General features: G+C 64.3%; 18 protein-coding genes and 1 pseudogene. 10 read left to right on the top strand and 9 right to left on the bottom strand.

Annotated features, from left to right (window positions below; translation table 11 throughout):
• Positions 1-25: 25 nt before the first annotated feature.
• Positions 26-964 carry a D-2-hydroxyacid dehydrogenase gene (locus C493_RS20525; protein WP_007261416.1) on the bottom strand — a complete coding sequence of 313 codons (939 nt, stop codon included), beginning with the start codon at positions 962-964 and terminating at the stop codon, positions 26-28.
• 307 nt (positions 965-1271) lie between these two features.
• Between C493_RS20525 and C493_RS20520 the strand changes: the two genes are divergently transcribed.
• The 4 genes from C493_RS20520 (at position 1272) to C493_RS20505 (ending at position 5754) form a co-directional block, all read left to right on the top strand.
• Positions 1272-2219, top strand: a complete 948-nt coding sequence (locus tag C493_RS20520; protein WP_049889539.1) for a carbohydrate ABC transporter permease — start codon at positions 1272-1274, stop codon at positions 2217-2219.
• Positions 2216-3103 carry a carbohydrate ABC transporter permease gene (locus tag C493_RS20515; protein ID WP_007261414.1) on the top strand — a complete coding sequence of 296 codons (888 nt, stop codon included), beginning with the start codon at positions 2216-2218 and terminating at the stop codon, positions 3101-3103. Before C493_RS20520 ends, C493_RS20515 begins: the two co-directional genes overlap by 4 nt.
• A 60-nt stretch (positions 3104-3163) precedes the next feature.
• Complete coding sequence (locus tag C493_RS20510) at positions 3164-4240, top strand: ABC transporter ATP-binding protein (protein WP_007261413.1); 1077 nt, start codon at positions 3164-3166, stop codon at positions 4238-4240.
• Between the two features lie 137 nt (positions 4241-4377).
• Positions 4378-5754, top strand: a complete 1377-nt coding sequence (locus C493_RS20505) for an ABC transporter substrate-binding protein (RefSeq protein ID WP_241430928.1) — start codon at positions 4378-4380, stop codon at positions 5752-5754.
• A 120-nt stretch (positions 5755-5874) separates the two neighbouring features.
• Here C493_RS20505 and C493_RS20500 read toward each other — a convergent pair whose 3' ends face one another.
• The 6 genes and pseudogenes from C493_RS20500 to C493_RS20480 all read right to left on the bottom strand — a co-directional run bounded on the left by C493_RS20500 (position 5875) and on the right by C493_RS20480 (position 11376).
• Entirely contained in the window at positions 5875-6465 is a 591-nt protein-coding gene (locus C493_RS20500) for an RDD family protein (protein ID WP_007261411.1), read from the bottom strand.
• A gap of 214 nt (positions 6466-6679) precedes the next feature.
• Complete coding sequence (locus C493_RS20495; protein ID WP_049889545.1) at positions 6680-8176, bottom strand: APC family permease; 1497 nt, start codon at positions 8174-8176, stop codon at positions 6680-6682.
• Between the two features lie 366 nt (positions 8177-8542).
• Positions 8543-8635 (bottom strand): annotated as a pseudogene (locus C493_RS24110) (hypothetical protein); the annotation flags it as partial.
• The gene (locus C493_RS20490) at positions 8617-9726 is read right to left on the bottom strand and encodes an acyl-CoA dehydrogenase family protein (protein WP_007261409.1); all 1110 of its coding nucleotides are present in this window, start codon (positions 9724-9726) and stop codon (positions 8617-8619) included. The gene C493_RS20490 and the pseudogene C493_RS24110, both read right to left, overlap by 19 nt.
• A 190-nt stretch (positions 9727-9916) precedes the next feature.
• Positions 9917-10186, bottom strand: coding sequence for an MTH865 family protein (locus C493_RS20485; protein WP_007261408.1), 270 nt, complete (start codon positions 10184-10186; stop codon positions 9917-9919).
• A 194-nt stretch (positions 10187-10380) separates the two neighbouring features.
• Positions 10381-11376, bottom strand: a complete 996-nt coding sequence (locus C493_RS20480) for an FAS1-like dehydratase domain-containing protein (protein WP_049889544.1) — start codon at positions 11374-11376, stop codon at positions 10381-10383.
• 268 nt (positions 11377-11644) lie between these two features.
• On the opposite strand from C493_RS20480, the gene C493_RS20475 reads away from it, so the two are divergent.
• The 3 genes from C493_RS20475 (at position 11645) to C493_RS20465 (ending at position 15558) form a co-directional block, all read left to right on the top strand.
• Complete coding sequence (locus C493_RS20475; protein WP_007261406.1) at positions 11645-13243, top strand: class I adenylate-forming enzyme family protein; 1599 nt, start codon at positions 11645-11647, stop codon at positions 13241-13243.
• Positions 13244-13414: 171 nt separating this feature from the next.
• Complete coding sequence (locus tag C493_RS20470; protein WP_007261405.1) at positions 13415-14710, top strand: MFS transporter; 1296 nt, start codon at positions 13415-13417, stop codon at positions 14708-14710.
• 110 nt (positions 14711-14820) lie between these two features.
• Positions 14821-15558 (top strand): 3-hydroxyacyl-CoA dehydrogenase family protein, encoded by a 738-nt coding sequence (locus C493_RS20465; RefSeq protein WP_007261404.1) that lies wholly within the window; start codon positions 14821-14823, stop codon positions 15556-15558.
• A gap of 35 nt (positions 15559-15593) precedes the next feature.
• On the opposite strand, the gene C493_RS20460 is transcribed toward C493_RS20465, so the two are convergent.
• Positions 15594-16307: an enoyl-CoA hydratase/isomerase family protein gene (locus C493_RS20460; protein WP_007261403.1), complete on the bottom strand. Its 714-nt coding sequence runs from the start codon at positions 16305-16307 to the stop codon at positions 15594-15596.
• A 10-nt stretch (positions 16308-16317) separates the two neighbouring features.
• Between C493_RS20460 and C493_RS20455 the strand changes: the two genes are divergently transcribed.
• Positions 16318-17349 (top strand): MBL fold metallo-hydrolase, encoded by a 1032-nt coding sequence (locus C493_RS20455; protein WP_007261402.1) that lies wholly within the window; start codon positions 16318-16320, stop codon positions 17347-17349.
• Positions 17350-17545: 196 nt separating this feature from the next.
• Positions 17546-18712 (top strand): thiolase family protein, encoded by a 1167-nt coding sequence (locus C493_RS20450; RefSeq protein ID WP_007261401.1) that lies wholly within the window; start codon positions 17546-17548, stop codon positions 18710-18712.
• A 315-nt stretch (positions 18713-19027) separates the two neighbouring features.
• On the opposite strand, the gene C493_RS20445 is transcribed toward C493_RS20450, so the two are convergent.
• Positions 19028-20278 (bottom strand): acyl-CoA dehydrogenase family protein, encoded by a 1251-nt coding sequence (locus tag C493_RS20445; RefSeq protein ID WP_007261400.1) that lies wholly within the window; start codon positions 20276-20278, stop codon positions 19028-19030.
• Between the two features lie 153 nt (positions 20279-20431).
• Between C493_RS20445 and C493_RS20440 the strand changes: the two genes are divergently transcribed.
• Positions 20432-22003, top strand: coding sequence for a class I adenylate-forming enzyme family protein (locus C493_RS20440; protein WP_049889538.1), 1572 nt, complete (start codon positions 20432-20434; stop codon positions 22001-22003).
• Positions 22004-22341: the final 338 nt, after the last annotated feature.

Below are 22341 nucleotides of genomic sequence, written 5' to 3'. Positions count from 1 at the left end.
AGATCGACGGCCGGAAACTGGCTGCCTAGACGACCCGGTTTTCGAGCGGCGCTTCCTCGCGGAAGCGGTCGTAGTTCTCGACGAAGACGTCGGCACACCGATTCCAGTAGTGCGGCGTCGAACCAGCCATGTGCGGCGTCACGAGAACGTGTTCCTGATCCCAGAGCGGCGAGTCCTCGGGCAGCGGCTCGTCTTCGAAGACGTCGAGTGCCGCACCGCCGAGCGCGTCGGCCTCGAGTGCGTCGACCAGCGCCGCCTGATCGACCACTTCGCCGCGGGCGACGTTGACGACGACAGCATCGTCCGGAAGCGTCGTCAGCGCGCCGGCGTCGATCAGCCCACGCGTCTCGTCGGTGAGCGGGCAGGCGAGGACGAGGTAGTCGCTCGCCGAGAGGACCGTCTCGAGTTCGTCTGGCGTGTAGACGTCATCCAGCGATGCGGGTGCGTCGTTCGGGTCGCGCTTGACGCCGAGCACGCGCGTTCCGAAGGGCTCGCAGTACTCGGCGACCTGCGATCCGATTGCGCCGACGCCGACGATGCCGACCGTTCGGTCACCCAGTTCGCCGCCGCCGTAGCGGTCCCATTCGCGACGGTGCTGTTGGGCGACCGCGCGGTCGAAGCCCCGCTCGAAGTGAAGCAAGTACCCGAGTACCTGCTGTCCGATCGGCTTCGCGTGAACGCCGGAGACGGACGTGAGCGCGACGTTGCGGGCGGCGAGCGCGTCGTGGTCGTAGGCGTCGGTACCCGCGCTCAGCGCCTGGACCCACCGCAGGTTCTCGGCCGCTGCCAGGGCGTCTTCGGGAAGCCGACCGGTGACGAGGATTTCGGCGTCGTCGATCGCCTCGAGCAGGGCGTCCTCGTCGCTGACGTGCTCGAGGTCGATTTCGGGCCGACGCTCGCGAATCGCCGACGCCAGCGCCGGGCCGCCCTTTCCCATCACGTACGGCGTGATGACGACGGTCATCGTCGCTCGCCTCGTCGGAACGAGAGTAGCGACTGCCGGCGTCGTCGTACGTCTGGTTCGTCGGTCGAATGGCGGTTCTCTCGATCGGCTTCGCCGAATATGTGTGCCATACCGATCCGTTATCGGGCCGGCGAGTAAAGCGTGTCCTCTGCTGGGGCCGTGAGCTTCCGTCGAGAGCGCTCGCCCATCACGCTCGGTCGGTCCGGTCCGTGCTCACTCGAGAGTATCGGCGAGAGATACGCTGTACGTCGGATACGGGATCTGATTCAGGGAAAATGTTAACAAGTACCTTGTGTATTGTGTTGACATGGCAACCGATACGGAGCCAGTGGATCGATCCCGTCGGTTCTACGACGACGGGTTCTCGATCGGGAGGTTCGAGATCACCCCGGAGGACTTCTGGGGATGGCTCACGATCCTCCCCGTACTGCTTCTGTACACGCTCGTCGCACTGATACCGATCGCATTTGCGATCGCGGCATCGGTACACAGAGTCCCGCTGTTGAACCCGACCTGGGATTTCGTCGGCGTCGAAAACTACGCTAACGTCTTCCAACTCGATCGGTTCTGGGGGTCGATGTGGCGCGGATTCGTTTTCATGGTCGGCTCGACGGTCATCCAGTTGACCGTCGGCGTCTGGATGGCGCTCGTGTTGAACAAGATCACGCGAGGCAGTCGGATCCTGAGCACGCTCGTCTTCACGTCGTATCTGATTCCGACGATCATCGTTACGATGATGTTCCTGTTCATGCTGGACCCGTACGACGGAGTCCTCCACGCGGCCGGGGCTCGGTTCGGTCTCTGGGAGGGGTACTTGCTCGGGAACACGCAGCTCTCGATGACCGCCGTCGTCATCATCAGTAGCTGGAAGTTCTCGGCGTTCGTGACGCTGTTTACGCTCGCGCAGTTACAGTCGATCCCCGATCGGTTCTACGAGGCGGCGAAGGTCTGCGGGGCGACGACCTGGGAGATGTTCCGCGACATCACGCTGCCGCGGATCTACGGCGCCTTGCTGGTCGTGATCTTCCTCCGCGGGGTGTTCATGTTCAACAAGTACGACATTATCTGGCAACTCACGCAGGGCGGTCCGGGGAGCCAGACGACCACGATGCCGATTCTCGCCTACCGAGAGACCTTCGAACGAGGGGCCTACGGGATGGGGAACGCGATCGCGGTCGTGATGTTCCTCGCCCTGCTGGTAAGCGGCCTCGTCTATCTGAAGTACCTCAACCCGAGCCAGGAGGTGGAAACATGAGCGCCGAAACCGAACCCGACGACCCCGAGTTCGGGCGGACGTTCCGCGTTTCGCACACGTATCGGAGCCTGCTCTACCGCGCCGGACTCTACGGGAGCATCGCCACGCTGTTCGTGATCCTCGGATTCCCCATCTACTGGATGGCCCAGAACGCGTTCAAGACTCGGCTGGCGATTCAGGAGGGAATCACGTTCTTCCCGACGCCGGAGACGTTCACCGTCAACCACTTCGACATCGTGTTCAATCCGACCGTCGGTCGCTACCTGCTCAACAGCGTCATCGTCACGATCGGCGTCGTGGTGACCGTGACCGTCGTCTCGCTGATCGCGGGCTACGGACTCGCCCGGTTCAATTACAAACACAAGGTCAAAACGGCGCGGTTCCTGCTGGTGGGCTACATGTTCAGTCCGATCGTCCTGGCGATTCCGCTGTATCTTATCTGGGACACACTCGGACTCTTGAACCGATACGTCGGGCTGATCCTGGCGCTGAGCGCGCTCTCGATGCCGTTTGCGGTCTGGCTGATGTGGAAGTACATCCAGACCATTCCGGCGTCGATGGAGGAATCCGCCTGGGTCGCCGGCGCGCCCCGCTGGCGCGGGTTCGTCGACGTGATCGTCCCGCAGACGAAGCCGGCGATGATCGCAAACTCGGTGTTCGCGTTCGCGATCGCGTGGGGCGACTTTACCTTCTCGTACATCCTCATGCCGTCGAACGAGTCGACGACGTTCCCGCCGGGGATCTTCCGTCTGTTTCACTCCTCGTGGGAGACCGGCTGGGCGGAGTTTATGGCGGTGAGTCTGCTCGTCTCGCTGCCGGCGCTGCTGTTCGCGTTTTTCCTCCAGTCGTACCTCCTGCAGGGGTTCAAGATACGGGCGCTCTGAGGTTGCCAGACGAACTGACACAAATCATAATACACGGTACCAAACACACAATACGAAACCATGTCCGAAATCACCATTCAGAACCTGACGAAGACGTTCGGATCGCTCGTCGCCGTCGACGAATTCTCCCTCACCATCGAGGACGGCGAATTCATCACGCTCGTCGGCCCGTCCGGCTGTGGCAAGACGACGACGCTGCGCTGTGTCGCCGGCCTCGAGTCGGTCACGTCCGGAAGCATCTACTTCGGCGATCACGACGTCACCGACTATCCGGTCCAACAGCGGGGCATCGCGTTGCTCTTTCAGGACATCGCGCTCTACCCGCACATGACCGTCGAAGAGAACATGGCCTACCCGCTGAAACTCGAGGGGATGAGCGAGGAACAACGCCGCGAACGCGTCCGCGAGTCGGCCGAACTGTTGCACATCGAGGATCAACTCGAGAAGCACCCCAACGAACTCTCGGGGGGCCAACAACAGCGCGTCGCGCTCGGTCGGTCCATCGTGCGGGAGCCGACGATGTTCCTCTTCGACGAGCCGATGAGCGACCTGGACGCGAAACTCAAACACGAACTGCGGCCGCTGTTCGCCGAGGTCACCGAAACGGTCGGCTGCCCGACGATGTACGTCACCCACGACCAGGAGGAGGCGATGACGATGAGCGACCGGATCGCCGTGATGAACGACGGCGAACTCGAGCAGGTCGGAACGCCCGACGAGGTCTACAACGAGCCGGAGACGTCGTTCGTCGGCGAGTTTATCGGCCGACCGAACATGGAGTTCTTCGACGCCGGTATCGACCGACACAACGGAACGATGGACCTCAGCATCGGCGACGCCAGCTACCGACTCGAGACGTCAGAGGCGCTGGCTCAGTATGCGGGCGGCGACGTTCGAATCGGGATCCGTCCGCAGGATATCACGGTCAGCGAGGACCCCGCGGACGGGGTGACGGCCGAGCACGTCTTCGACGAGACGCTCGGCGACCAGACGCACAGCCTCTTCGAGACGCCGCTCGGTCGAATCACCGTCGTCACGCCGCCGTCGTTCCGCGGCGGCGAGGGGCAGTACGGCCTCCAGTTCGATACGGATGCGATGAAGGCGTTCGATCCGAAAAGCGGGCTCCGCGTCGAATAACACGTCGTCGGTTTCGATTTCAGTCTCGCGGTTTTCGCTTCGAAAAGGGGAATCTATCGACTCGTAGCGCCGCTACCGCCGGAAACGCGTTTCGTGGTCGGTATATTTATAATGGTAGTTGACAACACTCAAGTTGTATGTCATCAAATGACATGACGCGGCGGCGGCTACTGCAGGGTGCAGGTGCGGGGACGGCCGGACTGCTTGCCGGTTGTCTCGGCGGCGACTCCGGCGACGAACTCCACATTCTGACCGACTTTTCTGGCGATCAGTGGGAAGCGTACTGGGAGGACGAGCTCGTCCCCGACTGGGAAGACCAGTCGGAGGTTCCGATCGACGTCGAGTACGCGGGCTTTCACGGAACCGGCGAACAGCGACTGGCGACGCTGTTGCAGTCCGGCGATCCGCCCGAGATGTACCACGCGACGACGGCCGAGATCGGCGATCTAATCAATCAAGGGCTGACCAGAAACGTCGACGACGTCGTCGACGACCTCGAGGACGAGTGGGGCGACACGCTGTACAAGTACACGCTCCAGCCGATGGGCGGCGATCAGAGCGACGAGACCCACTCGATCCCCCACGGCGTCTACGTCGGGGGGTGTCTCAACTATCGGTCGGACGTCTACGAGGCGCTCGGCCTCGAGGTCCCCGAAACGTGGGACGAACTCGTCGAGAACGCCAGAATCATCGACGAGTCGGACGAGTTCGAAGAGATGCGGGGGTTCGGTCTCTCCGCGACGCCAGCCGGGAAAGGCGGCTCGGACTTCTCGAACTGGTTGTACAACTCGGGCGGCGACGTCTGGCAGGAAAACGGCGGCGACATCGAACTGTGGTTCGACGAGGAACACGTGATGCCGGTCCTCGACGTACTACAGGAACTCGCGCAGTACTCCCCGGACCCGTCGAGCCTGAACTGGCAGGAGACGATCGAGTACTGGGTCGCGGGCCGGTTCGGCCAGTGTTTCATGAACAACGCCTGGCTCTGTGGCCCCGCGATGGGAGCCGGCGCCGAAGAGGTCGCGCTCGCGACCGACCAGGCGTTGATTCCGACCCGCGAGGGTGCCGATCCGGTGACCCGCGGCTGGGTCCTCGTCAACGGGACGCCGGTCATCGGCGGCTCGAGCAACCCCGGCGCCGCCGAGGACTTCAATCGAATGATGTACGGCGCAGACCACCACGTCGACGTCTCGCTTATCGAGCCGATGCGGTTTATTCCGCCCTACGAAGGCGTCATGGAGTCAGACGAGTACCAGAACGCGGAAATTTTTCAGGTCGCCGACGGCGCGCTCCTCGAGAAGAATCAGTTCATCATGGACGAGATCGTCCCCGAACTCGAGAGCCCCGAACTCCCCTCGAGTCCCGAGACGCTTCACGTCGGCACGTTCGATATCGACGCCCAGCTGGCGAATCGAGTGCTGGTCGAAGAACAGGATCCCGACGACGCCTACGAGTGGGCGGTCGACAGATACGAGCAGCGATACGAGGAGGCAAAGCAGGACGCGAACTACTGAAACGGGTTGCCGTACCGATTACCGGCGGGACCGCAGGACGGCTCGCGGTTGCGACGGAACTGACGTACACGGACCGTAGGAAACAGCCCGTTCCGTCGACTCGGTGGCGTCGCTCGACGCTCACTCCGAAAGTCGAGCGTCCTCGGTCGTGCCGTCGGCGTTCGAATCGGCGGTCGAGTCGCCCTCGGAACTGGTGTCGGTATCGGTATCGTCGGCGTAGAGCGGTTCGGCCGACGTTACCGGACGAACGACGCACGTTCCGGCGAGGGTGTCGCCGAGACGGCGACCGTCCGGCGACCGCCGCGCGAGCACCCACCCCAGCAGGTAGCCAAACGGAAGCCAGTCGACGTATCTGACGACGTTTCGCAGCGCCGCGCCGTGGAGTCCCAGCGGCGTCCCGTCCTCGGCGACGACGAGGAGCCCCATCCGCTTTTTCCCCGGCGTCCGGCCGTAGCGCCACTCGAACGCGAACGTGTAGAGCAGGTAGACGGGGACGAGGCCGACGAGACTCAACAGGAACGCCTCGCCCGCACGCGCGAGGAAGAAGTCGGTAAACGCGACCATCAACACCGCCAATATCGCCGTTTCGACGACGAAATAACAGATCCCGAGATCGATTCCCGTCGCGATCGCTCGCCGCCGGAGCAGCGACGGCGACGCGGACTCGAGGTCGGGGTCCGGGTTGCGTTTCGTCGGAATTACGTCTAACATCGATACTCACCGGTGTCGATCAGTCGGATTGGTCGTCGACGGATTCGGTTTCGGCGCCGATCGCGTGCGGGAACGATCGGGTCGGCCGTCGCACTATCTCGAGGACGGCCTCGAGCGGTCGCCGATAGTTCGGACAGTTCGGCTCGGTGTTCGTCTGTCATGGATCGGTCGGTGTGTTCGTCTGTGATCGAAACGGGAACGCGAGGATCGAACGTCAGTCCTCGTTGGCCGGCGAGGTTCCCGTCGCGTCGGTTTCGGCGTCGGTATCGCTATCGGTTTCGGTTTCGTCAGCCTCGCTGCGACCGGCGCGAGAGCCGGATTCGGCGCGTTCCTCCTCGTAATCGTGGAGGGACTTCATCCGCTTCCGGAGGTCGACGTCTTTCTTCTCTCGAAGCGAGCGGACGCGGTAGCGGTAGGCCGGATACGCCAGGACGATCCAGCCGAAGATGATCGCGAGCACCCAGCCGATCGACAGCGAGACGCCGGCCAGAAAGACCAACGAGACGGTCGCGCTCGCGACTGCGACGAACTTCAGGAACGGTTTGGGAAGCTTGTAGATCGAGTACTCGTAGCGGCGTTCGAACCGCTTGGGAAGGTTCCACAGCGCGACCGCGCTGACGACCGCGCCGATCATCGACGTGATCGAGAGCACGGCGGCCATGAGCACCGGTGTCGTCTGGCTGATCGGCGGCACCATGATCAGCGCTGGCACCGCGAGCAGGAGGATCGCTCGGTAGGGCGTCTGGTACTCGGGGTGGAGCTTCGCGAAGTACAGCGGAATCGCCTCGTCGCGGGCGGCCCGCATCAACTGCCTCGAGTAGGCCGTATAGAGCGTGTTCAGCGAGGTGAACGCGCCCACGACGGCGGCGGCCGCGACGAGGTACGCGCCGGCCGACGGCAGGAACTCGAAGGCGGCGTAGGCGACGCCGGCGTCGCGGTTCTCGACGTAGAACTCGAGCGGAACGACGCCGACGGCGACGACGACCAGCAGGACCATCAGTCCGATCGAGATGACCGCGCTCAACCCGAGGACCCTGGGAATGTTCTTTACCGGATCCTCGAGTTCTTCCCCCAGATCGGTCGCGAGGTTAAAGCCGTGCATCGCGATCGACAGCGAGACGATCGCCAGGAAGAACGCGCCCGTTCCCGACTGGAACATGCCGGAGTAGTTCGCGGTGTCGATGTGGAAAGATCCGGGCACGATAAACAGGAGCATGCCGCCGATGATGATCGAGACCAGCACGATCTGGACCTGCGTGACGATCCGGATCCCCAGCACGTTCAAGACGATAAACGGGATCATCACGGCGTACATCAGCGCCCACATCGGGATCCAGTCGAACGTCGGGAAAAAGCGCATGAACTCGGCGAAGCCAAACGCCAGGTAAAGCTGTCCGAGCCAGATCGATGGGACCACGATCCAGGGGAGGAGGAACCCGAAAAACGGGCTAATGAGCCGAGAGCCGTAGACGTAGCTCCCGCCGGCGGCGGGCATCGCCCCGCCGATCTGGAGCGTGCTGAGGATGCTGAACGTGACCGGGAGGATGACCAGCAACATCGCGATTGCGACCTCGGGTCCCAGCCCGTCGTCGGCGATGAGGTGCGCCGGCAGCAGGAACGCCGTCATTGCGATAACGTTTCCGACGAGTAACAGGGTACCGCCGAAGAGGCCGATCTTCTCGTCGATGATGTTGAACTCTGCGTCGGACATGTTATCGCCTCGCGCCGTTGTGACGGTCCGTCGATTCTCGGCGACCGCATCCACCCCGTTCGCTACCCGGCGTCGGAACCATCCCGGTTCGGCTCTCCGCTCGCTTCGGTCGACCGAACGGGATGTCCGCTACCGCTACGCCCACTCGAGTAGCCGCGTTCGATCGGTTCGGTCGCCCGATGATCGTTTCGGTCCGTCCCGTTCGGACCGATACCCCGCCCATCCGTAGCTGCTGAGACATACCCCAGATATCTGATCCAAATGACGTAAATCTAGTGGTGCGTTCACATGACCAATGGTGACAAGAGTCGGTTAGTCGACAGTCGAAGCGACAAGCGCGTTCGCCGGACAGTATCGGCCCTCGGATCAGGAGGAGGCCTGCAGGTCGGTCAGTTCGTAGCTGACGATCAGCTGCTGGATCACCGTCGTTCCGTCGGGAATCATCCTCGTCCGGTCGTCGCGGTAGTAGCGCTCGAGCGGGTAGTCCGTCGAGAGGCTATTGCCGCCGTAGACCTACAGGGCGTCGACGTGACCTCGACGGACTTCTCGCAGACCCAGCCCTTCGAGAGCGACGACAGCATGCGCGCCTCGAGGTCGCCCGCGGCGATTTTCTGTGCCGTATACCGCGTGAGCAGTCGGCCCGTCTCGAGGCCGGCGCGGATGTTGTACCGTTTCTCCTGGACGAGTTGGTGTTGCCCGATCGGCTGGTCGAAGACCTCGCGATCGGTCGCGTACTCGAGGGCGGCCTCGTAGGCGGCCTGCATGATCCTGACCGATATCGCGGCCATTCCGTTTCGCATCGAGGCGAACATGGTGTTCAGCGGGTTACCGCCGACGCCGCCACCGGTGGCGAACGAGGATTCGTTCGGGTCCATCCGGCCGTCGCTTATCGGTTCCATCACCGCCCGCGAGAGCTTGTTCTCCCGCGGGACGCGGGCCTCGCCGAAGAAGAGCTGGCCCGTCGGCGCCCCCTTCCAGCCGAGCTTCTCGAGTTCGCGGGCGTCGAAGCCGGCGGTTTTCTCGTCGACGAGGAACATGTCCCGCCGTTCGGCGTCCTCGTCCCGGGCGACGACGAGCGCGACGTCGGCGATCGGCGCGTTCGAAACCCAGGTCTTCTCGCCGGTGATGACGTACTCGTCGCCGTCTTTCGTGGCGGTCGTATTCGGGACCTTGGTGTCGGAGCCGCCTTCGGGTTCGGTGATGGCGAAACAGCCGACCAGCCGGTCGTTCTCGTACTCCTCGGCGCAGCTCTCGCGCGTGCGCTCGGAGAAGATTTCGAACATCGTCACCGGCAGCGACATCCCCTTCGTCACCTGCAGACTGGGCCAGACGCGAGAGACCTCCTCGCTGACGATCGTCCCGGCCAGCGGATCGTCGAAGCGCTCCTCGGCGTAGGGGCCGACGTCGATCTCGGCCGTTCGCTGCATGTAGTCGATGACGTCGTCTTTCGATAGCGGCTCGCGGTCGGCTTCGGCCAGGTCGGGTGCGATCTCTTCGTCCATAACCTCCCGGACGGAGTCGCGGATCATCTCCCGTTCGTCGGTTATCACCCTCGTATTGTCACTTCTACCAGCGAGATTGTCGCCTCACCATACAGCATTAAATGTTGTTATAAAACGAAAGAAGACAACTGAGTGAGCGATCCGATCGATTTCGACCGCTGCTCGAATCGGCTGTCTATCCGTTTCACGAGCGGCGTCGATCGGACTGGAAAAACCGCGTTGTGGGTCGTCAGTCGAATTAACTGGGCAGTTCGCCGGCGTCTTGCAATCCGGCGACGATGTCGTCGGCGACTTCTTCGGGACTTTGGTAGGGGTACCGATCCTCGTCGCCGTCGGCGGCGTTTTGCAGTTCCATGATCGACATCGAGAAGTCGCCGGATTCGAAGGTCGTCGCCGGTCCGTTGGGCAGCGCCGGGAGGAACTCCATCGGGTTCGAGACGGGATAGTCGGCGCCCTCGAACGCGTCGATAAGCTGTGCTCGAATTGCTTCGGGGTCTGGCTCGGACATGCGTCCTTCGATAACACACGCCACCACCATAATATTTTGCACCGTTGACACGACATTATTTTCGACCGACAGTCGTGGCTCGATCTCTCCGATGGCGTACCCGTGGACTGGCAGAGACGGACTCCGATCCGTCGGTTTCGGCGCAACCGCAGGCCAACCGCGGTTGCGTCGACAGATCGGTACAGCGGACCGTCTCAGTCCTCGAGCGTCGCCGTCGCCGATCCCGTCAGCAGCGTCTCGCCGCGCTGATTCGTCGCCTCGAGGTCGACCGCCACGACGCCGTCGTCGGGCTGTCGGTCGACGACCTCGCCCGTCGCGACGATGGTGTCGCCGGGGAAGACCTGCGACTGGAACCGGACGCCGAACTCGTCGATGGCCGCGAGGGGGAACCAGTCGGTGACGACGCGGGAGGTGACGCCGGCCGTGAACATCCCCTGGCCGAAGACGCTCTCGTTGCCGGCGTCGCGGGCGTAGGGCTCGTCGTAGTGAATCGGGTTGAAGTCGCCGCTGGCGCCCGCGTACTTCACGAAGTGTTTGCGCTCGAGGTCCGGGACGACGACCCGTGGTCCGGCGTCGCCGGCCGCGAGGTCGTCGACCGAGCGGACGGTCTCGACGGCGACGGGGTCCGGAACCCGCGTCTCGCCGTCCTCGTCGCTCGCCGCGTCCGCCTCCGCCGTCTCGCCCTCGCCGTCGTCGCCGTTCTCGACCGCACCCGAGGTTTCGATCACCGTCGCCCGGTCGGTCACCACCAGGTCGTCGTTTCGGTCGCGGTACTCCGTCTCGTGGACGGCGAACGTCATCGTCCCGGCGCGACCGCCTTCGCGCTGGAAGACCGTCTCGAGCGTCGTCGTTCCGGTCAGCACGTCGCCGACCTGCAGCGGCCGCTCGTACTCGTAGGCCTGCTCGCCGTGGAGGACGTACTCCGGCTGGAAGCCGAGGTCGAAGCCGTACCCCTCGAGGTCGTCGGGCCGGTACCGGGGGAACCGACTGACGCGCGGATAGGTCGGCGGCGCCGGAGTCGCGTCGAAGCCGCGGTCGGCGGCGACGGCTTCCTCACGGAATACGGGATCCGGTTCCGTGATCGAACGAGCGAATTCCTCGATTTTGCCCCGTTCGATGCGGAAGTCTTCGACCGTGACCCGCGAGTCGCCGACCATCGACTCGAGTTCGGCCATCGACTTATTCGGCACGGCGACCACCCCGTCGCTGAACAGTTCGGTTCCGCGTAGCTGTTCGACCGCTCGTCCGATCCGACCGGGGTCGCTCCCGACTGACGTTTCGATCCATCTCCCCGAAGGGTTTCGCGACGAGTTCCATAAGCGTATTCCTCACGGTCGATACAACCGTTTCGAGTCGCCGTCGAGTACGACGACAACGGCACCGTCCATCGTTGCAAAATCTCGGATGCTGTTACCACCACCCACACACTTTTCAGCCGGATCGACGAATCACCGTGCGATGGACGAACGCGACCTCGTTCCCGCAAACGAGCTTCTGGAGCCTCCGTACGACGGGAACGTCGCCCGATTACTGGACCGATCGGTCGAGCGAAATCCCGAGACGATCGCGATCGAACACGACGGCGAGACGGTCACCTACCGCGAGTTCGCCGCCCTCGTCGAGCGCTACGCGCGCGGCCTCCGTGCGTTCGGCCTCGAGGCCGGCGACCGGGCCTGCGTCTACATTCCGAACAGCATCGACTACTGCGCCGTGATCTGGGCGTGCTGTCGGAGCGGGATCGTCGCGAGCCCGCTGAATCCGGCCTATCGACGCCGCGAAATCGCCTACCAGGTCGATCACGCCGACGCGACGGCGCTCATCGTCGCCGGCGACCCCGACGACCACGTCGTCGAAGCCGTCGCGGATCTCGAGGCCGAAATCCTGCGAACGACGGACGGCGGGAGCGACGACGGGGCACACGCCTCCCTTCCCGCCCTCGCGCGGACGGACGACGCCCCGGCGGAGACGCTCTGCGAGCGCGAAGACGACGACGTCATGTGCCAGCCCTACACCTCCGGGACGACGGGGAATCCGAAGGGCGTCTTGCTCACCCACCGAAACTTCCGCGTCCAGATCGCCAACAGCGTCTCGAGTTACAGCGCGAGCCCGATTCAGGGCGACGGGCTGATCATCCTGCCGATGTACCACATTACGGGGCTGCTCCAGATGCTCTCCTCGCTGTCGGCCGGGCGAACGCTGCACCTGCTTCGACCCGACCAGTGGGACCCCGAGCGCGTCCTCGAACTGCTGGCCGACCACGACGTGCCCGCGTTCGTCGGCGTCGCGACGATGTTCAGCGACCTCCTCGAGGCCTACGACTCCGACGAGTACGACCTCGAGTTCCTCCGGCGGGCGGGACAGGGCGGCGACAAACTGCCCCGGCCGGTCCAGCGGGAGTTCGAGGAGACGTTCGGCGTCTCGCTTTCGGAGGGCTACGGGTTAACGGAGACGACCGCGACCACCCACACCGTCAGGTGGTCGACGCTCGGCAATCGGCCGGGAAGCGTTGGCCAGCCGGTCGGCCACGCGCGCTCGAAGATCGTCGACGAGAACGGCGAAGAGGTCGGCGTCGGCGAGGACGGCGAGATCCTCATCGGCGGTCCGCAGGTCATGGCCGGCTACTACGAGGACCCCGAGGCCAACGAGGCGGCGTTTACCGAGGACGGCTTCTTCCGAACCGGCGACATCGGCTCCCGGGACGCGGACAACTACTACTACGTCGAGGGCCGCGAGAAGGAGATGATCCTGACGGCCGGCTACAACGTCTACCCGCGGGAAATCGAGGCGACGCTGTACGATCACCCCGACGTCCTCGAGGCGGCCGTCTTCGGCGTCCCCGACGAGCGGCGAGGCGAGACGGTCGCCGCGGCGGTCGCGACGCGCGAGGGGTCGACCCTCACAGAAGCGGACGTCGAGGCGTACGTCCTCGGGGAGCTCGCGCCGTACAAACATCCGCGCTACGTCGAGATCCGCGAGGAACTCCCCAAGACGGGAAGCGGAAAGATCCGAAAGACCGTGTTGCAAGCGGAGTTCGACGAGGCCTACGGTGACGACTGAGCGGGTCGGCTATCGGAAAAGCGATCGCGACTCGAGTCGGATCGAACGCGGGGCTGGACGACGCCGGTACGTTCGTCTGCAGTCCGGGCGAAGCCGGCAAATTCGTCCGCGGTCCGGACGGGCCGAACGCAACCTTGAACACACCGTATCAGAAACCTCCGAAGCAGTTCGATGACCGAGGACGAGACGTATACGACCGGCGAAATTCGGACCGTCGCGCTGGCGGTCATCGCCGGCATCTTCTTCGGCGGCGTCGCGACCGGCGTCGCCTTCCCGACCCTGCCGTTGCTCGACGAAACGCTGCTCATCGGCGCGGTCATGCTGAGCCTGATCCTCTCGGCCAACCGGATCGCTCGACTGTTCATGAACACGCCGGCCGGGGCGATCATCGATCGCGTCGGCGCGCGCAAACCGATGATCATCGGCCTGTTTACGCAGGCGTTCGCCCCGTTCGGCTACGTCATCGGCCTCTACGTCCCCGAGTACGTCTTCGGGACGGCACCCGTTCTCGGAGAGGTGTCGCTCGCGGGGCTCGTGTTCGTCTTCTCACGGCTGTTCTGGGGGGTCGGCAGCGCATTCGTCTTTATCGGCGCGTTCGCGACGATCACGTACGTAACGACCTCGAGCAACCGCGGGCGCTGGATCGGCTACATGCGCGGCGGCCAGTCGCTTGGCTTCCCCACTGGACTCATCCTCGGGGGCGTCCTGACCGACATCGCCTCGATGGAGGTCGCCTTCCTCGGCGCCGGGATCCTCGCCCTGCTGGCCGGCATCGTCGCCACGCTCGTCCTGCCGGACGTCCACGCCGGCGCCACCGACACCCAGTCGGCGAAACTGCGACAGATTCCGGCGCTCCTCCGGGGTCAGCCGACGGTCTTGTTGATCGGCTTCGGCAACTTCACCGTCCGCTTCCTCTGGGGCGGGATCATCCTTTCGACGCTCGCCCGCTACGCGAGCGTCCACGGCCTCGAACTCACGGTCCTCGAGGCCGCCGGCATCAGCGGGGTCGTGATGGGCGTCGGCGTGCTCACGATGGGCGCGACGACGGTGATTACGGGTCACGTCTCGGATCTGATCAGCGATCGAACGCTGCTGACGGTGCCCGCGTTTCTGTCGATGACCGCCGGCTTCCTGCTCATCGCGTACGTGCCGACGCTCGAGGCGCTGTTCAGTGCGCTCGTGTTGATCGGCGCCGGAATGGGCGCGGCCGCCCCCGCGATGCTCGCCATCCTGGGCGATCTCACGCCCGGCGACGAACTCGGTCGGATGGGCGGCGTCTATCAGGTCATGGGCGATATCGGGCTCAGCCTCGGACCGCTGATCGCGATCCCCGCCGTCGACATCTGGTTCGGATACCAGTGGACCTACGTGCTCTGTGCCGCGCTCGTGTTCAGTTGCCTGCTCGTGGTCTCGCTGCCGCTGTTGCGGAATCCGGAGGTGACGACGACCGCCGTTCGAGCGGACTGAGTACCAGCCTCCTGCGGACGAACCGCGTGATTCGCCCCCGTCAGATCACTCGCAAAGAGACGACCTTGTCGATCGAAACGCTTATCGGACGTAGTGTGGCTTGTGAGTTCATGGCACGGAAAGCAGTCGCCGTCGTCGGCGGCGGCATCATGGGCGCCGGCATCGCACAGGTACTGGCTCGCAACGGGTACGAGGTTCGCGTTCGGGAGCTCACCGACGAACTCGCTGCAGAGGCACGGGAACGGGTAATCTCGGGGAATTACGGCCTCGACGATGCCGTCGAGGGCGGCTACCTCAGCGAGGACGAAAAGGACGAAACGCTCGAGCGACTGACCTTCACGACCGACCTCGACGCGGCGACCGACGACACCGAGTTCGTCATCGAGGCCGTCACCGAACAGCTCGCGATCAAGGGCCAGGTCTTTCGGGACCTGGACGCGGTCACCGACGACCAGCCGCTGTACTCGAACACGAGCGGCTTCTCGGTGACGTCGATCGCTAACGCCGTCTCGGACCCCTCTCGAGTCGCCGTCACCCACTTCTTCAATCCCGTCCCGGTCATGTCGATGGTCGAAATCGTCCGGGCGCCCGAGACCGACGACGCGGTCGTCGAGCGCGCCGAAGAGTTGGTCGACGAACTCGGCAAGACCAGCGTCACCATCGAGGACGATCCGGGCTCCTACGGCTTCATCGCCAACCGCTGTTACGCGGCGATGCGCGAGGAGGCCCAGAAGCTCGTCGACGAAGGGATCGCCACGGAAGAGCAAGTCGATACGGCACTCGAGGAAGGGTACAACCTCCCCGTCGGTCCGTTCTCGCTGCGCGGTATCGGCGAAGAGTGGGATTAGGACGCTTGGAACGCCACTAGAATCGCCGCGAGTCGTTACTTCCCGTCAAACTTGGGCTCGCGGTCCTCGCCGAAGGCGGCCGCGCCCTCCTCGTGATCGTCGGTCTGCAGCAGTTGGCGGAAGCGTTTGGCGTCGTAGCGCAGTCCCTCCTCGAGCCCGGACTGGACGGCCATGTGGGCCGAATCCTTGATCGCCTGGACGGCCAGCGGGGCCTGTCCGGCGAGTTCGGTCGCGAACGCCTCGACCTCGTCGTCGAACGACTCGTCGTCGTAGACGCGGTTGATGATGCCCTCATCAGCCGCGCGCTCGGCGCCGATGTGATCGCCGAACATGGCCAGTTCCTTCGCGACCGCGGGGCTGGCGAGTTTCGAAACGTACTGGACGCCGCCCGCGCCGGGGAGGATGCCGAGGTTGACCTCCGGGAAGCCGAACGTACTCGACTCGCTGGCGAGTCGGAAGTCACAGGCCAGGGCGGTCTCCAGACCGCCGCCGAGACAGTAGCCGTCGATCTTCGCGATCACGGGCGCCGGGAAGTCGCGGATGAACTGGTAGTGGTCGCGAGCCGAACTCGCGCCGGACGACTCCGAGGAGAAGCCGCCGACGTCCGCGCCCGCACAGAAGGCTTTCTCGCCGGCGCCCTCGAGGACGACCGCCCGGAGGGCGACCACGTCCGCGTCCTCGTTTTCGGCCTCGAGCGAGTCGGTCGAAAACCTTGCCGCGTGGCAAAAGCTATCACGACGGGGCCGCATACGGTGACTCGTGTCACAGACGAATCAGCCGGATGCGGATAGCGACTGCTCGGCCGTCGACGACGCTCGGCCGGCGGTACACCGACTCGAGGTCTCCGTCGACTGGCCGCCGGGCCACGCCGCGGCGTATCTGCTCGCCGGCGCCGAGCCGATTCTCGTCGACGCGGGAATGCCCGGCGAACGAGGTCGCGAGGAGTTGTTGGCCGCCCTCGAGGGCCACGGCTACGCGCCCGACGATATCGACCACCTCCTGCTCACTCACTCGCATACCGACCACGTCGGACAGACGGGGATGCTACTCGAAGCGGGCGATCCGACGGTGTACGCGCCGAAGCGTATCCGAGCGCGATTCGAGCGAGACCTCGAGACCGTCGAGGCGGCGACGCGACGAAACCTCGTCGAAGCTGGCGTCGGGGACCGGTACCTCGACGACGCGGTCGAACGGCTCCTCGAGGCCCACGAATCGAACCGCGACCCGCTCCCGCTCGAGGGGGTCGACCGCTGGATCGACGGCGACGACCGCGTCGAAATCGGCGGCCGCGAGGTCGAGCCGATCTACACCCCAGGCCACCACGTCGCCCACCACTGCTACGGGACGACGCTCGGCGACGAACGGGTCCTCTTCGCCGGCGATATGGCGATCGACCCCTTCCGATCCGCGGCGATTAACGTCAACTTCGACGACGGCGTTCGCGAGGGAGTCGACGCCTATCTCGACGGCCTCGAGCGGCTACACGGATACTCGTTCGACCGGGTCTACCCCGGCCACGGTCCCGTTCACACAAACTACGCCGAAACCGTCGAGCGCTCGATCACCGACCTCGAGGACCGAATCGAGGGCTGTTTCGAGGCGCTCGAGGCGCGCGAGGGCCCCGCCACCGCGACGGCGATCGGCGACGACGTAACCGATAGCTTCAGCGAGCGCGCGCGGGTGCTACCCGAGATCGTGAGCGCGCTGGCTCGCCTCGAGCGCGAGGGACGAGTCGAGTCGTGGCTCGAGGAGGGGGTGCGATACTACGGGTCGCTGGATCGTAGCCAGTGAAACGGTCCGTACGCCGATCACACGGCCGTCAGCCGATTCGGTGTGCAGCGATTTTTGGTGACCCCTCTCGCTCGAAGTGCTACTTCGACTTCTCACTCGAGGTTCTATGTTATCTTTCCCGCGTGCGCGCGAAGGAACGGCGCTCGTTCTGCTGCCAGTCAGAACCCCTTTTACCCTCGGCGTGGTACGAACCCTCATGAACGACGCAGTAATCGTCGACGCGGTACGAACTCCGTTCGGCAAGCGAGACGGCTCCTTCCGGGATACCCACCCGCAGGATCTGGCGGCGAAGCCCCTCGAGGCCCTCGAGGAACGGAACGGCTTCGACCCCGAAACGATCGAGGACGTCGTCTACGGCTGCGTGACGCCGATCGACGAGCAGGGGCTGAACATCGGTCGCCTCGCCCCGATGGTCGCCGGCTGGGGCGACGTCGTCCCGGGCGTCCAGCTCAACCGAATGTGTGGCTCTGGCCAGCAGGCGCTCAACTTCGCGGCGGCGAACGTGATGGCCGGCCAGCACGACGTCCTGATCGCCGGCGGCGTCGAGCACATGACCCGCGTACCGATGGGCGCCGACGGGGCCGACGGCGCCGGCGTCACGGACACCTACTTCGAGCACTTCGACGAACTGACCCACCAGGGCGAGGGCGCCGAGCGCATCGCCGAGGAGTACGGCTTCTCGCGCGAGGAACTGGACGAACTCGCCGTCGACTCCCAGCGGCGCTGGGGCGAGGCCTGGGAGGACGGCCGATACGACGATCAGGTCGTCCCCGTGGAGACGGAGTTAGACGGCGAGACCGTCACCGTCGAGGAGGACGAACACCCGCGACCCGAGACCGACCTCGAGACGCTCTCGAGCCTCCCGCTTTCCTTCCGCGAAGAGGGCGACGGCGTCCACCACCCCGGCAACTCCTCGGGTATCGTCGACGGTTCGAGTGCGCTACTGATCGCCAGCGAGGACGCCGCCGCGGAACACGGCTGGGAGCCGATGGCCCGGATCGTTCAGACCGAAGTCGTCGGCGTCGATCCCGTGACGATGCTCACCGGCCCGATTCCGGCGACCGAACAGGTCCTCGAGCAAACGGACCTCGAACTCGAGGACATCGACCTCTTCGAGGTCAACGAAGCGTTCGCCTCCGTCGTCGCCGCCTGGCTCGAGGAGACCGGCGCCTCNGGCGCCTCCTGGGAGGATACGAACGTCAACGGCGGCGCCATCGCCCACGGTCACCCGCTGGGCGCGACCGGCGCGATGTTGCTGACGAAGTTGGCACACGAACTCGAGCGGACGGGGAAGGATCGGGCGCTCTCGACGATGTGTATCGGTTTCGGACAGGGGATCGCGACCATCATCGAACGGGTCTGAATCCGCTTCCGGCGGTTTCTCGGTAGAGTCGGGAGAAATCCGTTTTCGGACGATCGGCTGAAACGCTGCTATCGTACCGACCGAGATCGAGACGCTGCAATCGTGGCAACGATGAGCGGCCACTCCCTCCCCAGCCGATTCACTCTCTCGCGTTGCTCGCTCGCTCATCCCTCACGCGGAGTCATCGTCCGTCCTCGCTCTCGCTCGGCCGGCCGACAGCGCGCGCCACCGCACAGCGGTCGATCGATTCGTGACGGTGAGCGCGACGGTGGGCGACGATCCGCCAGAAAAACGTCGGTGGTGATACGGACGGTGTTACTCGTCGAGCGCGTCGATCCGCAGGTCCTCGTCGAACTGCAGGGCGTTCTCGATTTCCGTCTCGTCGACGTCGTCGAACGCCCAGCGGGCGATCGAGCGACGGTGGACCTCGTCGGCGCCGTCGACGATCCGGAACGAGCGGACGTTCTCGTAGAAGTGCGCGATCGGCAGGTCCTTGCCGATCCCGTTGCCGCCACAACACTGCAGGGCGAGGTCGATCGTCTCGTTGGTGACGTTCGCGGTGAACATCTTCGCCATCGCGACCTCGATGCGGGCGTCGCTGCGGTCGAGTTCGCGGGCGGCGTGGCGAACCATACACCGGGCGGCGTGCAGCCGCGTCTCGGCGTCGGCGATCCGGTGGCGCAGCGCCTGTTTTTCCTCGAGCGTCGTACCGAAGGCTTCCCGCTCTTGCAGGTAGGCTTTCGCGACGTCGAGCGAGCGCTCGGCCATCCCGGAGTAACGCATACAGTGGGTGAGTCGACCGCCGCCGAGACGCATTTGAGCGATCTGGAAGCCTTCGTTCTCCTCGCCGATGGTGTTCTCAACGGGGACCCGAACGTTGTTGAACTTCATCTCGGCGTGACCGCCCTCGCGCTCGGTGATGCCGTGGCCGCCGAGGTGGGGAACGTTCCGAACGACTTCGACGCCGTCGGCGTCGGCGGGCACGAGGATGATCGACGTCCCCTCGTAGGGGTGGGCGTCGAGGTCGGTGCGGGCCATCAACAGGTAGAAGTCGGCGTTCAGGCCGTCCGAAGTCCACCACTTGTGGGCGTTGATCACCCACTCGTCGCCGTCCTTGACGGCGGTGCTCTGGAGCATCTTCGGATCGGAGCCGCCGCCCTGTTTGGGCTCGGTCATCGCGAAGGCCGAGGAGATTTCACCCTGGACGAGCGGGCGGAGATACTCCTCTTTCTGTTCTTCCGTGCCGACCATCTCCAGGGTGTGCATGTTCCCCTCCTGGGGCGCGTTCGCGCGGATGGCGAGCGCACCGAGCAGCGAGCGGCCGACCTGCTCGAACGACGGCAACATGTCGCTGAAGTCCAGTCCCTGGCCGCCGTACTCCTCGGGAACCTGGGGCGCGAACAGATCGCGCTCTTTCGCTTGCTCCCAGAAGTCGTGAATCTCGTCCATGGAAATCTGCTCGCCCGTGGCGAGAGCCTCCCGCTCGCGCGGGATGACGACCTCGTCCATGAACTCCTCTACGCGCCCTGCAACCTCCTTTGCTTTCTCGGAGTCGTGGTACTCCATACCGGGGTATCGAGGTACAACATTGTAAATGTACGACAAAGCGGTCAAATACAGCGTTGTGAAATTAACACGCCGACTGGGAGCCGATACCGGATGCAGCGAGTCTGTTTACCGCGCGATACGCTTTAGTAGCAGACCGTGGTGTTTGGAAACATGAATCTTGATTCAGTGCACGCGGACGCGAGAGCCGGGAATGCTGCTCGACTTCACGACGAGACGGCGCGTCACCACGGCGACGCGACGGCGATCGAATACCACGGGACGACGCTCACGCACGACGACCTCCGCGAGGAAAGCGCCAGATTCGCCGGCGGACTGGCCGACCGCGGCGTCGAGCCCGGCGACGTCATGTTGCAGTACCTGCCGAACTGTCCGGCCTACCTGATCGGCGCACTCGGCGCTTTCAAGGCGGGCGTCGTCGTCTCGCCGGTCAACCCGCAGTACCGACGCCGGGAGCTGGCCTACCAGCTCGAGGACACCGACGCGACGGTCGTCTTGACCCACGCGGCGCTGCTCGAGCACCTCCAGGAGGGACTCGAGGAAATCGACTGGGACCCGCTCGTCATCGCCGTCGGCAGCACCGACGAGGGTGTCGAGATGTTTTCGGACGTCCGCGGCGAGGAACGGTTCGTCGAGCGAGACGACGACGACGTCGCCTTGCTTCCGTACACGTCGGGCACCACGGGGAAACCGAAGGGCGTCCAGCTCACTCATCGGAACTTCCGCGCGCAGATGTTTTCGATCCTCTCCCAGCCGAGCGACCTCGCGGACGAGGACGTCCGCAGCCTCGTCTGGCTCCCGCTGTATCATATCACGGGCTTTACGCACACCGCCTGGCAGCCTCTGCTTCGCGGCGGGCGCGTCTACCTCCGGAGCGCGGCGAACTGGGACGGCGACGCGGCCATGGAACTGATGGAGAAAGCGGAGATCACCCACTTCGTCGGCGTCACCGCGATGTACGTCGACATGGTCAACAGCGAGCACTTCGGCGAGTACGACCTCTCGAGTCTGGAGACGGCGGGCGAGGGCGGCGCGAAGATGTCCGTCGCGGTCCAGGAGCGGTTCGAGGAGGTCGCGGGCGTCGACATGGGCGAGGGGTACGGCCTCACGGAGACTCACGGCGCCACTCACTCGCAGTCGAATTCGACGTTCGGCCTGCGCCACGGCACGATCGGCCAGCCGACCCGCCAGACCGACTGTAAGATCGTCGACGAGAGCGGCGACGAGGTCGACCCCGGCGAGGAAGGCGAATTACTCGTCCGCGGCCCGCAGGTCATGACGGGCTATCACGACATGCCGGAGGCGACGGCGGCGGCGTTCACCGAGAACGGGTACTTCCGAACCGGCGACATTGCCCGTCGAGACGCGGACAACTACTACGAGATCGTCGACCGCAAGAAGCACATGATCAACACCGCGGGCTACAACGTCTACCCCAGCGAACTCGAGGAACTCCTCGCCGAACACGAGGCCGTCGCCGAGAGCGCCGTCGTCGGAATCCCCGACGAGCGACGAAACGAGGTGCCGAAGGCGTTCGTCGTTCCCGCACCCGGCGTCGAACCCGGTGAAGACGTCACCGCTGAGGCGATTACGGAGTACGTCCTCGAGCGAGTAGCTGCGTACAAACACCCCCGCGAGGTCGAATTTATCGACGAACTGCCGCGGACGACCAGCGGCAAGATTCAGAAATACAAACTCGAGGAGCGAACGGACGACGAGGGGTGATCGTTCGGCGGACGGCTCACAGTCGAAGTACCGCTTCACGATAGTTACTAGTATTCCGCACTAATACCGTGCTTACCGAGAGCACTAGTTGTCAGTATATCCCGAACGTCACATCAGTCCGGTTGATGGTTGCAAGAACCTGTAGCCGTATTAGAGTCCATTTCTTGGTGTGTGTAGGAATCTTATACCGTTGTCGGCTAGAATCCGAATTTCCCACACCGTCTCTCGAATGCTAATAGCTGACTAGCTATCTATTCTATTGAGAGGAACCTCTATTTGTCTCGATAGGAGTACTTCTATTCGCTAACTCGGGGAAACATACCACCGTCGTGATCTGC

Origin of the sequence: Natronolimnohabitans innermongolicus JCM 12255, assembly GCF_000337215.1 — an archaeon.
Lineage (GTDB): Archaea > Halobacteriota > Halobacteria > Halobacteriales > Natrialbaceae > Natronolimnohabitans > Natronolimnohabitans innermongolicus.
Note: the sequence above shows the minus strand (reverse complement) of the source record. Positions and strands in the feature narration are given on the sequence as shown.

Excerpts from the sequence above, each read along its gene's own strand:
- C493_RS20525 (WP_007261416.1), bottom strand. The coding sequence starts at position 964 with ATGACCGTCGTCATCACGCCGTACGTGATGGGAAAGGGCGGCCCGGCG.
- C493_RS20520 (WP_049889539.1), top strand. The coding sequence starts at position 1,272 with ATGGCAACCGATACGGAGCCAGTGGATCGATCCCGTCGGTTCTACGAC.
- C493_RS20515 (WP_007261414.1), top strand. The coding sequence starts at position 2,216 with ATGAGCGCCGAAACCGAACCCGACGACCCCGAGTTCGGGCGGACGTTC.
- C493_RS20510 (WP_007261413.1), top strand. The coding sequence starts at position 3,164 with ATGTCCGAAATCACCATTCAGAACCTGACGAAGACGTTCGGATCGCTC.
- C493_RS20505 (WP_241430928.1), top strand. The coding sequence starts at position 4,378 with ATGTCATCAAATGACATGACGCGGCGGCGGCTACTGCAGGGTGCAGGT.
- C493_RS20500 (WP_007261411.1), bottom strand. The coding sequence starts at position 6,465 with ATGTTAGACGTAATTCCGACGAAACGCAACCCGGACCCCGACCTCGAG.
- C493_RS20495 (WP_049889545.1), bottom strand. The coding sequence starts at position 8,176 with ATGTCCGACGCAGAGTTCAACATCATCGACGAGAAGATCGGCCTCTTC.
- C493_RS20485 (WP_007261408.1), bottom strand. The coding sequence starts at position 10,186 with ATGTCCGAGCCAGACCCCGAAGCAATTCGAGCACAGCTTATCGACGCG.
- C493_RS20475 (WP_007261406.1), top strand. The coding sequence starts at position 11,645 with ATGGACGAACGCGACCTCGTTCCCGCAAACGAGCTTCTGGAGCCTCCG.
- C493_RS20470 (WP_007261405.1), top strand. The coding sequence starts at position 13,415 with ATGACCGAGGACGAGACGTATACGACCGGCGAAATTCGGACCGTCGCG.
- C493_RS20465 (WP_007261404.1), top strand. The coding sequence starts at position 14,821 with ATGGCACGGAAAGCAGTCGCCGTCGTCGGCGGCGGCATCATGGGCGCC.
- C493_RS20460 (WP_007261403.1), bottom strand. The coding sequence starts at position 16,307 with ATGCGGCCCCGTCGTGATAGCTTTTGCCACGCGGCAAGGTTTTCGACC.
- C493_RS20445 (WP_007261400.1), bottom strand. The coding sequence starts at position 20,278 with ATGGAGTACCACGACTCCGAGAAAGCAAAGGAGGTTGCAGGGCGCGTA.
- C493_RS20440 (WP_049889538.1), top strand. The coding sequence starts at position 20,432 with ATGAATCTTGATTCAGTGCACGCGGACGCGAGAGCCGGGAATGCTGCT.